The organism is Leptolyngbya sp. FACHB-8, from assembly GCF_014695575.1.
Lineage (GTDB): Bacteria > Cyanobacteriota > Cyanobacteriia > Elainellales > Elainellaceae > Vacuolonema.
On the sequence record NZ_JACJOO010000095.1, the window covers coordinates 101,873 to 114,676 of the forward strand.

At 51.4% G+C, this 12,804-nt stretch carries 11 protein-coding genes; 6 read left to right on the plus strand and 5 right to left on the minus strand.

Annotated elements, in window-relative coordinates:
* Nucleotides 1-220 precede the first annotated feature (220 nt).
* Nucleotides 221-469, plus strand: coding sequence for a DUF6761 family protein (locus H6F91_RS27125; RefSeq protein ID WP_190774060.1), 249 nt, complete (start codon nucleotides 221-223; stop codon nucleotides 467-469).
* A 296-nt stretch (nucleotides 470-765) separates the two neighbouring features.
* Here H6F91_RS27125 and grxD read toward each other — a convergent pair whose 3' ends face one another.
* The gene (grxD, locus tag H6F91_RS27130) at nucleotides 766-1,089 is read right to left on the minus strand and encodes a Grx4 family monothiol glutaredoxin (protein ID WP_190774061.1); all 324 of its coding nucleotides are present in this window, start codon (nucleotides 1,087-1,089) and stop codon (nucleotides 766-768) included.
* 127 nt (nucleotides 1,090-1,216) lie between these two features.
* Nucleotides 1,217-2,257 (minus strand): thiamine phosphate synthase, encoded by a 1,041-nt coding sequence (locus H6F91_RS27135; RefSeq protein WP_190774062.1) that lies wholly within the window; start codon nucleotides 2,255-2,257, stop codon nucleotides 1,217-1,219.
* Nucleotides 2,258-2,566: 309 nt separating this feature from the next.
* On the opposite strand from H6F91_RS27135, the gene gshB reads away from it, so the two are divergent.
* From gshB to H6F91_RS27160, 5 genes are all read left to right on the plus strand, one after another.
* Nucleotides 2,567-3,547 (plus strand): glutathione synthase, encoded by a 981-nt coding sequence (gene gshB / locus H6F91_RS27140; protein ID WP_190774063.1) that lies wholly within the window; start codon nucleotides 2,567-2,569, stop codon nucleotides 3,545-3,547.
* Between the two features lie 351 nt (nucleotides 3,548-3,898).
* The gene (locus H6F91_RS27145; protein ID WP_190774064.1) at nucleotides 3,899-4,996 is read left to right on the plus strand and encodes an ABC transporter substrate-binding protein; all 1,098 of its coding nucleotides are present in this window, start codon (nucleotides 3,899-3,901) and stop codon (nucleotides 4,994-4,996) included.
* A 50-nt stretch (nucleotides 4,997-5,046) separates the two neighbouring features.
* A complete protein-coding gene (locus tag H6F91_RS27150; RefSeq protein ID WP_190774065.1) occupies nucleotides 5,047-5,856 on the plus strand; it encodes an ABC transporter ATP-binding protein in 810 nt (269 codons plus the stop codon).
* A gap of 142 nt (nucleotides 5,857-5,998) precedes the next feature.
* Nucleotides 5,999-6,883: an ABC transporter permease gene (locus tag H6F91_RS27155; RefSeq protein ID WP_190774066.1), complete on the plus strand. Its 885-nt coding sequence runs from the start codon at nucleotides 5,999-6,001 to the stop codon at nucleotides 6,881-6,883.
* Nucleotides 6,884-6,989: 106 nt separating this feature from the next.
* Nucleotides 6,990-8,363 carry a cytosine deaminase gene (locus H6F91_RS27160; RefSeq protein ID WP_190774067.1) on the plus strand — a complete coding sequence of 458 codons (1,374 nt, stop codon included), beginning with the start codon at nucleotides 6,990-6,992 and terminating at the stop codon, nucleotides 8,361-8,363.
* Between the two features lie 297 nt (nucleotides 8,364-8,660).
* On the opposite strand, the gene bchD is transcribed toward H6F91_RS27160, so the two are convergent.
* The 3 genes from bchD to psaK form a co-directional block, all read right to left on the minus strand.
* Nucleotides 8,661-10,739: a magnesium chelatase ATPase subunit D gene (gene bchD / locus H6F91_RS27165; protein WP_190774068.1), complete on the minus strand. Its 2,079-nt coding sequence runs from the start codon at nucleotides 10,737-10,739 to the stop codon at nucleotides 8,661-8,663.
* A 194-nt stretch (nucleotides 10,740-10,933) separates the two neighbouring features.
* Complete coding sequence (locus H6F91_RS27170) at nucleotides 10,934-12,142, minus strand: site-2 protease family protein (RefSeq protein WP_190789576.1); 1,209 nt, start codon at nucleotides 12,140-12,142, stop codon at nucleotides 10,934-10,936.
* Nucleotides 12,143-12,360: 218 nt separating this feature from the next.
* Nucleotides 12,361-12,621: a photosystem I reaction center subunit PsaK gene (gene psaK / locus H6F91_RS27175; protein ID WP_190774070.1), complete on the minus strand. Its 261-nt coding sequence runs from the start codon at nucleotides 12,619-12,621 to the stop codon at nucleotides 12,361-12,363.
* Between the last annotated feature and the right edge of the window lie 183 nt (nucleotides 12,622-12,804).

Consider the following 12,804-nt stretch of genomic DNA (forward strand, 5'->3'; position numbering starts at 1 on the left):
CTCAGACTCCCCGATCCGTAATTCTGAGGGATTTATTTAATTTTGAACACCTCCCCCGGAGAGACAAGCTGTACCGGTGGGTTAAGGGTAGAATAGGAATAGCAAATCATCGTAGCCCAATATTTTGTTACAGGTTCTCTGTTCAAAGAATTGCGTGAGATGCTTGCTAATGAAAGATAACTGCACGTTTCGTAGCTAAGGTCCACGTTTAACTAAGTCTATGCTGCAAGACGCCCAGACAATCCGTTACTACCAGCGGATTACCGATGCTCTCCATGAGCAGTGGAACCGGGGATACCGGTTTGATGACCTGAGGCTTTATCTAGAAGGGTATCTAGCGGCCCTCCGCCATGCCAACACGATCGAGCCTTACCTGATCCATCGTCTAGAAGAAGAAACGCTCCGATACCTTTACGACCCCTCGAACTTCGAGATGGTTCAAACCCAGTCTGAGCCTGATTACTACTAACATATTCCCCCGAGGGACGTTACTTGTTGGGGGTCGGCCTCCAACCCAGATCAGAGTGATTGTTTCCGAAATATTTCGATGAATATTGCTGTGGCATGTTAAAGGGGCACTTCCCGTTTCCAAAGAAGTGACCCCTTTTGTTGTATTCAGTTTTTATCATGTCGGGTTAAATACTTTTCATCATAAGTATTTAACTTGACTTGCTATTAGAGGTAGGGGCAAAAACCCTTACATCCTGAAAATTGACAAACTAAAGGGGGGCGTAGCACATTGTGCCACGCCCCCCTTTATGGGTATCAGGAGGCTAATGCCACTTCTACCATTTGTTGAAGTTCGCCCTTCTGATACAACTCGATCAGAATGTCAGAACCTCCAATAAATTCTCCATTAACGTATACCTGAGGAATGGTAGGCCAACTGGAGTACTCTTTAATGCTCTGACGGATGCTCTCGTCATCCAACACGTTTACGGTCTCATAGGGCACACCCAAAACGTTTAGGATCTGCACCACATTATTGGAGAACCCGCACATAGGCATCAGGCGAGTTCCCTTCATAAACACAACGATCTTGTTGCTACTAACGATCTCGTCAATCTTTTGCTTTATTTCTGGAGTCATAGTCTTTCCGATCGCTCTCACTGTAATAGAATAGCGTCTTTAATCAAGCCCTCTGCACAAGTTTAATTCTTCTGTAATCTCTGAGTGGATGACCCAAGCCATTTACTTTTACTGGTTGTCTTGTGCCTTACCGTCCATGCCGGGCTAACTGCGCTATGAAAAACTGCGTTGCCAGGGTTGGATCCGGTGCTTCCATGATAGCCCGCACGACTGATACTCGTTGGGCTCCGGCTCCAATTACGGCGGTTACGTTCTCAGTGTTAATGCCGCCGATCGCAAACCATGGTACTGGAGAATTCTCGGCAGCGTAGCGGATATAGTCTAACCCTGCGGCAGCTTTCCCCGCTTTAGTTGGAGTTTCATAGACGGGGCCAACGCCGATATAGTCGGCCCCTTCGTCAAGGGCACGGTGCATTTCGTCAGGGTTCGTGGTCGAACGGCCCAAAATCCGTTCTGGCCCCAGGAGTCTGCGGGCAAAGGCAACGGGCATATCCTGTTGGCCCAAATGTACACCATCGGCATCCACAGCCAGAGCGAGATCTACCCGGTCGTTCACAATGAACAGGGCGTTGTATTGATGGCAGATCTGGCAGAGCTTGCTGGCAACATGGTAGCGGCTCTCGTCGTCCCGTTCTTTGTCACGATACTGCACCAATGTCAGGCCGCCCCGAAGTGCGGCCTCTACGGTAGCGAAAATATTTTCGACGGGGGAGGTGACGAGGTAGAGGGGCGATCGCCGCAATTTCTGCAACCGCTGTTGCCCCACCAACTGCGATTCCAACGTATAGGTGCGGTAGCGCAACTGCTTAGCGGAACTTGCTAATTCTCCATGCCCTACTTTCCCGTACTCCTCCAACACCCGCAGTGCTTCCTGAACTCGGCTGAAGTTGACCACCAGCACCTGGGTGAGACCGCTGCGATGTTCTTCTTGAGGATGGCTCAGCTCTGTTCCAGGATCACCAGGTGTATCCCGGGCAGCACGAATTTCGGGGGTATGCCAGCGACCCAGCTCCTGCCGGATTTGCTTGCACTCCTCCGTCAACTGGGCGTCATTCAGCCCAAAGCGGCACCATTCCTCGATGATGCGAACACCCTCGCGGGCGCGGTCGAGATTGGCATCCAAAATACGGAGAATAGCGGATGAAGTAAAATCCGGGACAGTTTCCATGATCGATTGATGAACGTTGATATTTCGCAGATACCCATCTTAATACTCATAGAACTTACAGCCTTTTCGGATCGAATGAGGTACGAGAGGAGGGTGGGACTTTGTCCCACCCTCCTCTCGTACCTCATTCGATCTCGAAGGGGGATATGCATTTTTGTTAGTTGTGAGAAATTTTACTCGCGGCAACCGGCAAAAATGCATCAAGCTCTGACGTTGATCTTGCGTGGGCATCCTTCTGCAAGATCAACATATGCTAGGTGATGCGCGGTATTTTGGAAAAGGCTTAGCAGACGTATCGGAGACGATGCCATGAAGTTCCTATTCATCATTGACCCCATCCAGAAATTGGACCCGGGGCATGATACGAGCGTCGCTCTGATGGAAGCGGCTCAACAATTGGGCCATGAAATTTGGATTACCGAGATTGGGCGGTTGAGTGTACTGGATGGACGGGCAGCAGCTTCGATGCAGCCCGTCCAGTTGGTGCCGGTGGATTTGGTAGAGGGACGTTGGGTGGCGGCGAACCCCTGGTTTGAAGTGGGCGATCGCCATTTTCGCTACCTCGACGAGATGGATGCCATCTTCATGCGCACCGATCCGCCCGTGAATGTGCCCTACCTCTATGCCACCTACATTCTTGACTACGTTGATCCCACAAAAACTTTGGTGGTCAATAGCCCTAATGGTTTGCGGCTGGCCAACGAGAAGATGTACGCGTTGCAATTTACCGAGGCGATTCCCACCACTATCGTCGCGACAGAAAAAGCCGTAATTCGTGAGTTTATAGAGAAACATGGGGCCGCTGTGCTGAAACCTTTAGGAGGTAAAGGCGGCGAAGGGATTTTGTTTGTAGAGGCGAGCGATCGCAACTTCAACTCCCTGGTCGAAATTAGCACCCAGCAGGGTCAATATCCCATCATGGTGCAAACCTATTTACCTGCCGCTAAAGATGGCGACAAGCGAGTGATTTTATTAGACGGGGAACCCCTGGGTGCAGTGAACCGTATTCCTTCGGGGGGTGACTTTCGGGGCAACATGGCCGTGGGGGGCCGCGTGGCAGGAGTGGACGTGACAGAGCGCGATCGCGACATCTGTAACCAGCTCGCTCCTACTCTCAAGCGAGACGGCCTCTTTTTTGTGGGTATCGACATCATTGGTGGCTACCTCACTGAAGTCAATGTCACAAGCCCCACAGGGATTCGCGAGATTGATCGCCTCAGCGGGTTACGGCTAGGTCATCAAGTCATGGAGTGGGTTGTGGGCCGCTGCAACAAACCTGAGATGAAGTGAAGCAGAGGTAGGAGAAAGACGGATCAAAGGCTAAGTGAAGGACCGCGAAAATCAGAAGAATCACGGAAAATACGAAGTCATTCAGTGTACCTGCCTCGGCCGCCTGTTCTAATTCCCCTCAAGTTCCGTATCCTCTCCGACAATATTTTTTGAACTGCATATCACAATACGGGATAGTCGTCTTCAAACCTTGTTTGAACTCTAGATTTCGTTCTTCAAGGCACGAAATCGTTAGTCTTTTCAAAGACTTCTTGAACAGGGTCTAATAAAATTACGGCGGCAAGTGTGACCCATTTTTTGAGCGGCTCATTATCAATTGTTTAGCTATAGAGGGATTCAGGAGAATCAACCATGGGCGATCAACGCCATTTTCAGCAGGGATTAGGAAGCATCAAACGCCGTCGCTTCTTACAGTATGGTGCCATGACTCTAGGAACGGGTCTGGTGACGGCCTGTACCTCATCACGTACTCCTACAGATCCAGCAGCGTCACCGTCGGGTAGTGCTTCACCGGCTGCTTCCTCCGGATTAACCAAGGTCGTTTATGGCACCAACTGGTACGCTCAAGCTGAACACGGTGGCTTCTATCAAGCCGTGGCAACGGGCATTTATAAAGATTCCGGTTTGGATGTGACAATTCAAATGGGCGGCCCTCAGGTGAATGGTGTGCAATTGTTGACGGGAGGAGCTATTGATTTTTTCATGGGATACGCATCCCAGGCGATCAAATCTGTGGAAGAAAATATTCCTACCGTCACCGTAGCCGCTCTATTCCAGAAGGATCCTCAAGTCCTGATGGTGCATCCTGGTAGCGCCAGTACCCTGGAGGATTTGAAAGGGCGACCCATCTTTATTTCTGCTGCAGCCAATGCAACCTACTGGCCCTTCCTGAGAGCTAAATTTGGCTTTACAGATGACATGAAACGGCCCTACAACTTCAATTCTGGACCTTTTCTGGCTGATAAGAACTCGGCTCAGCAGGGCTATCTCAGTTCTGAACCTCTCAAGATTTCGAAGGAAGGTGGGTTTGAGCCCGTTGTCTTTTTGCTGGCTGATGCTGGATATAGTCCCTACTCCACGACCATTGAGTGTAAGCGGGAATTGACGGAGCAAAACCCTGATCTGGTGCAGCGGTTTGTGGATGCGTCGATTAAAGGGTGGTACAGCTACTTGTATGGTGATCCGGCCCCGGCAAATGCTCTGATTAAACGGGATAACCCCGAGATGACTGACGAGCAGCTTGCCTACGGCATTGAGAAGATAAAGGAGTATGGCATTGTAGATTCTGGCGATGCGCAATCTATGGGTATTGGTGCCATGACAGATGCCCGATGGAAAGACTTTTTCGATACCATGTCGTCAGAAGGGCTCTTTAAGGCAGATACCGATTACACCAAGGCTTACACGCTGGAATTTGTGAATAAAGGTGCTGACTACTATAAAAGTTAGGGAACGTTAGGATTGTCTGTGCCTGGCTCAGCCATCGGAGTATTGACGTTATGAGTTCCGAATCTGCATTTACCCTGGCGGATGTCAGTAAGGTGTATTCCAATGGGACAGTTGCCCTTCAGAACTTGAACTTGGCAGTTCGGAATGGTGAATTTGTCAGTTTATTGGGGCCGTCGGGGTGTGGTAAAAGCACAGTACTCCGTCTGATTGCGGGGCTAGGTCAGATGAATACGGGGCGTCTGGATTGGGGAGAGTCCTCCAAACGCAAACTCGCTTATGTCTTTCAAGAAGCCGCATTGATGCCCTGGGCTACTGTGCAGGATAATGTGCGGTTGCCTTTGAAGTTGGCCAAGGTTCCTAAAGCTGTCGCGCAGGCAGCAGTGGCAGAGGCGATCGCCCTCGTTGACCTTCAAGGCTTCGAACATGCCTATCCCCGAGAGCTCTCGGGGGGTATGAGAATGCGAGTCTCCATCGCCCGTGCCCTTGTAACCCACCCCGATCTGTTGTTGATGGACGAGCCCTTCGGGGCTCTGGACGAGATGACGCGCAGCCGCCTTAATACAGACCTGCTTAACCTTTGGCATCAGAAGCGGTGGACGGTGGTGTTTGTGACTCACAACATCTACGAAGCGGTTTACCTCTCAAATCGAGTTGTTGTGATGGCATCTCGTCCGGGGCGGGTGGTTGCGGAAGTACCCATTGATGCACCGCATCCCCGTACTGAGGCGTTTCGCATGTCACCAATGTTCAACGACTACTGTCGCCAAATCTCGGGCTATCTCTCCCAGGCGGCTCAGTCTACTGGAGGGGCGTCCCTCCCAGGCTCTCACTATGCGAATTTGATAGATTTAAGACCTTAACAGATTGGCAAAGAATTTTTTGAGGCGTCTTCGACGTTTCAAAAAGCGATCTTTAAGAGCTTGATATCCAATACTTAAAATTGCAGCTTTTTGGCGTTGGATACCTGTTTGTTGCCTGTATTTTTGTTGTTTGGCCGCCCCTATGACGAACTACTTCAGCAAGCTCTGGCCTGAACCTGATTCCTCTGAGGGTTCTCAACCCTCAGGTAAGTTCTCGTTGCGAGCGCTGGTTTCATCCGATGTCGTGCCACCCTTGATTGTTGGAGTTGCAATTCTCCTGCTTTGGGAAATTGGGGTACAGGTGACCAAAACACCGCCTTATATTTTGCCAGGCCCTTCCCTGGTACTGAAATCCCTGGTGCAAGATTGGGGCACGTTGTTCCCGGCCCTGTTGATTACGCTTCAGGTCACTGTTGTAGCATTTCTTCTGGCAGTCGTATCGGGGTTGGCGATCGCTATCCTATTTACTCAGAGTAAGTGGATTGAGCGCAGCTTTTTTCCCTATGCGGTGATTCTGCAGACGACGCCGATCGCGGCGATCGCTCCTCTGATCATTCTCTGGGTCCGGCAGATTGTGCAGGGCGAGCAGGCCACCTTTGTGTCTTTAGTCATTTGTGCCTGGATTGTTGCGTTTTTCCCCATCCTTTCAAATACGACTTTGGGGCTCAACAGTGCCGATCACAACTTGTTGAACTTGTTTCAGTTATACAATGCCAATCGCTGGCAGACCCTGCTTTATCTGCGATTGCCGAATGCGTTACCTTACTTCCTGGGTGGTTTGCGTATTAGTGGTGGATTGGCTCTTATTGGGGCGGTTGTCGCTGAGTTTGTGGCTGGAACAGGGGGAACACGCTCCGGCATCGCTTACCAGATTTTGATGGCCAGCTTTAACTTGCAAATTCCTAAAATGTTCGCGGCTTTGCTTCTCACAACTGTCCTGGGTGTTTTGATCTTTGTAGTACTAACTCTGCTATCGGATTACTGGTTGCAGCACTGGCATGAGAGCGCTATTAAACGCGAAAACTAAGGACTTGTTGATTTTTCTGTAAACGGGTTAATTTTGCTGAGGTGTCGTTTTCCTGCAAAATTAACCCGTTTATAAAGCTGTTCGTTGACCGAAGTGAGGATGCGAGATGATCGAAATTCCTGAGACTGGCCACTACTGGCTGCACCGTGCCCATGTGCCTGTAGCACTACTAGTGCAGTCTCTGAGTTCCCAAACCCAGGAGGGGTTGGCCCTGGTGGATTTGGAAATTCGAAATGGGTGCATTCAGCAAATTCAACCATCCAGTGTAGAGCTTCCGACAGAGGGTACTATTATCGATTTGCAGCACCGTCTGGTGTTTCCTTGTTTTGCAGATTTACATACTCATCTAGACAAGGGCCATACCTGGGAGCGATCGCCCAATCCCACGGGGCACTTCGATGATGCATTAACGACGATCCAGAGCGATCGCTTAGCCCACTGGAATTTTGAGGATCTCTATCAGCGTATGGAGTTTGGGCTACGGTGTGCCTATGCGCACGGTACTCGCGCTCTGCGTACCCATTTGGATGCGATTGCCCCCCAAGGTGAGGTTAGCTTTGCGGTGTTTCGGCAATTGCAGAAGGAGTGGAGCGATCGTATTCATCTCCAAGCAGCATCTTTGGTGACTCTGGATTACTTCCTCACACCGGATGGCGAAGCACTAGCGGATTTAGTGGCCGAATCCGGTGGGGTTTTGGCCGGGGTTGCTTTTCCCAATCCAGATTTAGAAGCTCAAGTTGAGCGGGTCTTTGATTTGGCTCATGAGCGTGGCTTGGACCTGGATTTTCATGTGGATGAAAGTCCCGATCCGGCTTCAGATGCCCTCCATGAAGTGGCTAAAGTGGCTCAGCGTCATGCTTTTTCGGGGCAGATTGTATGTGGGCATTGCTGTAGTTTGTCTCTCCAAACTTCAGAAAAAGCAGAGGCGGTAATTGCGGATGTTAAAGGGGCAAACATTGGGGTAGTGAGTTTGCCGATGTGCAATATATTTCTGCAGGATCGCAATCAGGAAGCCTCAAAGCAATTACTTCAGAATCTATCAGGCAATTTCCTGGCTTATTTTCGCGATATGCCGTCACGTACGCCTCGTTGGCGCGGGGTGACGCTACTGCATGAGCTGAAGCAGGCAGGGGTACCGGTGGCGGTGGCAAATGATAATTGCCGTGATGCGTTCCATGCCTATGGCGATCACGACATGGTGGAAGTGTTTCGAGAGTCGAGCCGTATTGCTCACTTTGACATGCCCTATGGGGATTGGTGCCGGACGGTGACGATGACGCCTGCTGATTTAATGGGGCTGCCAGAGGTGGGGCGAATTGGTGTAGGGTTGCCGGCAGATTTGGTTGTGTTTAAGGCTCGGTATTTTAGTGAGTTGTTGTCGAGGCCGCAGAGCGATCGCATAGTTCTGCGCAATGGTATTTCCATCGATACAACTTTGCCGGATTATGCTGAGCTAGATCACCTTATTTTTAAGTCTTGAGTATTGATTGTTTTGGGTATTTTGTGTACAAAAAACAATCTTTTCAGCCAGTTTAGGAGTGTTAAGACTAACGTATTTTGTTAGGTAACCTGAGTTCGGGTTAAGGGCGTTTTCGAGTGCCGCGCAACGCGCAGCACTCGAAAACGCTCATTTTGGCGTGCGCTTTGCGCACACCAAAATGGGCACTTCAGCTTATCCCGAACTGAGGTTTCATAGGGCAGGTTGTTCTATGAATCTACGCCTTCTACCGAGTGCTTTGCTTACCTAACAGGGCGCTGTTTGAAAGGGGTAACCCAATCAGCGTCCTTTCGCATCTTGTAGTGCACCCATGGTCATGGCGGCGATCGCCTGATCGGTTGCTTTTGGCAAATGGTAGTATTTGCCACCTGCGTTCTTTGCCAATTCTTTCGCGAAGCCTGTGGACACAAATTTGCTTTCGGTATCGATTACCAGCAGTTGAATATCCTGGGCGCGGATTTTGGCAGCGATGTCTAGCAGTTCGGCTTTGATGTCGGGCTTTTTGTCGTCGAGGACGGGTTCACCCAGCGATCGCGACAATGGCACATTCCCTCGACCATCGGTGATTGCGACGACGACGACTTGTCCCACGTCTCCAGATTGGCGAGCATTCACTCCCACTCGTACGGCCTGGGTCAAACCGTGAGCTAGAGGCGAACCGCCTCCGCAGGGCATCCGTTCTAATCGCCGTCGAGCGGCGGCAATGGAGCGAGTGGGCGGCAAGAGGACCTCAGCCTGCTCACCCCGGAAGGGAATGAGGGCGACCTGGTCACGATTCTGGTACGCCTCTGTGAGAAGGCGCAACACTGCCCCTTTTGCAGATTGCATCCGGTTCAACGCCATAGAGCCAGAAGCATCCACCACGAAGACAATCAGGGAACCTGCTTTACGAGCCAGTCGCTTAGCGCGAATATCGGGTTCTTCGATGAAAACGCGCTTGGCAGGGGCGTTGTTGGCAGCATTGCTCTGCTCATAACGGAGACGGCGCGATCGCTGGTAGGGCGCTGCCGATCGCATTGTCGCGTCCACTGCAATTCGGCGTACTTGACCACGCGGCAAAATTGGTTTGATGTAGCGGCCCCGGTCTTCTGAGAAGATGAGCCCTTGAGAACCCGTCTTACCTCGTTTTTGCGCCATCTGAGCAAAGTACAGCACCGATGGGTCAAGGATTACCCCTTCTGGGTCAAAAACAAACTCTTCCGGCAGGTTAGGTGGCTCTTGCGGGGTATCGTCTTCTTCGTTCTCGTCCTCCTCTTCCTGCTCATCCTCGTCGGAGTCTTCAGGTTGTTGATCTTGAGGCGGCGGCGGCGGTGGTGGCGGTTGTTGCTGATTTTGTTCGTCGGGCGGCGGTTGGATGACGGTGGCGCGAGGCACAATCACAAGTTCTACTGCACAACGCAGGTCATCTGCATTGACTTCAGTACGACCTTCCAGTGCCGCGTGAGCCTTAGCAACGCGTACCGCAAAAATTTCCGCCCGATGTCCCTGAACTTCGCCGCGCACGGCTTCCTGCACCAAATACTCGATCTGTGCGGGAGAAATGGTAACGTCTTTCAGCCATTCTCGTGCCAGGATGATTTGAGTTTTGAGGTTGTCTAGTTCTTCCGCGTAAAGCTCCAGAAATGCCTTGGGCGACTCAGCGTATCCCGTTGCCCGTTCTACGGCAGTAACCCGCTGGTCAAGTCCTAAGACGGCGTCGGCAGAGAGGGCGATCGCAATTCGATCGAGCAGGTGCGATCGCAAATCTCCTTCTTCGGGGTTGAAGGTGGCGATCAGCAGAGGCCGGCAGGGGTGCTGAAAGCTAATGCCTTCCCGTTCAATACGGTTGCGGCCATCGGTCAGATTCGTCAACAGTAAGTTGGCAATCTGATCGTCTAAAAGATTGATTTCGTCTACATACAGCACTCCCCGGTGAGCTTCCGCCAGCAGACCCGGTTGGAAGACGGTCTCTCCTTTTTTGATGGATTGCGCCACATCCACCGAACCCAACAGACGATCTTCTGTTACCCCGAGAGGAATCTGAATGAAGGGAGCTGGGATGACCTCCGTTGGCACCGGTAAACCATCGGGTGAATCTAGATCAACCTCAGCAAAACGGGCTGTTGTCTCGTCGTCCCAATCTCCGGGACGCTGCGGGTCGCAGTTGCAGCATGACCCCTGGACCACCTCAATGGGCGGCAGCAGAGCATGAAGCGCACGGGCCATGACGGATTTGGCGGTTCCCCGCCGCCCTGCAATGACGACGCCACCTAAGGCTGGATCGATAGCCGCCAGCAAAAGAGCCAGCTTAATGGCATCCTGGCCGATGACGGCGGTTAATGGAAAGCTGAGGGGTGTTACGGAGGCGATCGCAGACATCGTTCAAATTCAGGGGTTTCCAGTCTCTCAGGATAACAGGTTGACGGCGGCTTCCGATAGCTCAACCACACATTCACAGCAATTCTCATTTTGGAATCCAATCCGAAAATAGCCCGCCGAAGGCGGGCTATTTTCGGGCTTCAAAGCATTAGCGACGAATGGTATAGGCATTCGTCGCTAATGCTTGTTTCGGATTAGGATGCTTCTTCTAAAAGGGATTGAGCGATCGCCTGTAACGGTAACCCTGGCGGAAACTTGCCCTCCTCCTTGATGCGCTGAATCATGGCATCGGGTACAGGAAGCTTGAGTTGCTCAGCCAAGGCTCGTACGACATCCCCCCGATCAATAACTCCAGCAACCGCTCCGGCGGGAGTTAACACCGTGATACGGGAAAGCTGCAAGCGCTCCAACTTATCGATGGCTTCGGTCAGAGGCGTCATTTCTGATACGGAAGGCACTTCAGGCAGGGGATGGGCGATTTGGTGGAGGATTTTAGTACGCCACTCGCTCCGCTCAATCTGCTGCAGGTCATCCGGATATACCTGACCCCGGTAACGTCCGTCAGAAGCGGCGAAGAAGGCAGGATATTGACCTTCTTCCTTGAGCAGATAGTCATCTGTGAAACGTTGTAGCGATAAATCCGCATCGACCACACGAAAGTCACGGGTCATCGCATTACTGGCATTCAGACCCGCAACTGCTTCTTGCAAATCTGCAACTCGGGTGTAGTTGGTGGCATTACTCACCACAAACCAACCAATCAAACCAATCCACAGCCCGCCAAAAGATCCCTGGAAGTAGAGCAGCAGGCCAAAGGCGATCGCAGCCCAACCCAACGCTTTGCCCGTATTCGCGGCCCAGCGCAATCCCTTTAAGCGGCTGCCGGTTACTTTCCAGACCAAGGCTTTGAGCACCTGCCCACCATCCAGGGGCAGGCCAGGAATCATGTTGAAAATGGCCAGTACGATGTTGATCTGGGCTAATTCTCGAACGATGGTGCCGGTTGGTATGCCCAGAGGAATGAGTCGATCAAGGGTGGCCAGGAGAATAAATAAACCCAGGCTGACGGCTGGCCCAGCGATCGCTACCTGAAACGCCTGTCCTGGTGTTTTCGATTCCCGATCGATTGCGGCAACACCACCAAATAGAAACAGGGTGATGGAATTGACTTTAATGCCCTGGGAAAGCGCTGCCAAGCTATGCCCTAATTCATGTAGTAATACCGAGCCGAACAAGGACAGAGACAAGGCTAAACCAGCAACCCAGGCGGTCGTTGTGGATAAGTTTTCAGCGGAGAAACGGGTCGCGTTTGAAAAGGTAAACAGAGCCAGAATGATAAACCAGGAAGAATCAATCAGCAACGGGATGCCAAAGATAGAGCCAACCTGCCAGCCTGGTTTCATAGAGAGTGCTCAAACTTTGTATGGCTAAGGGAGAATTCCTCGCAGTCAGCAGCAGGGATATAGACAAGCTCTGCGACGCCTACACAGCGGGATATTCAACGATTCTACTGTGTTTTCACGGAAACCGCCTGCCTCAAACGAAGGGGAGGAATACAATATTCCTCCCCCCCGAGTAATCTATTGCCAAGTTCGTCGTGGGATTTTATCCCAGAGAACGATTAAAGTACGCCAGCGTTCGACAGGCCCAGAATCAAGCCGGTGCCAATGATATGCCCAAAGCTCATGGTTGCCAGCAATTCAGGAACGCCAAACCCCGTAAACATCGCGGGCATGTCAGCGGGCAGCTTAGGCCCAACTCCACGCTTTTGAATGGCGTAGTAGCCAATGGCGATCGCGAACAGGTTTGCTCCGATCATCACAAGAGCCGTATTGAACGACCAGGGGCTAGTGGTGGCCATTGCGCCTAATAATGCGGTCATGTTAAACAACTTTATCCTCCTAAATTCCGAACCAGACACAGCAGAAACCTGTTGTTGCGCCCTGTAAATGAGCCAGGAATCCTGATTTTTCAGGATGCAAGAGGGGATGCTTGTAATCAAGGGTTTGTTTGAAGAGTTAACACGAAACACCCAGATTGAAATAAAACGTAATATTCGATTAAC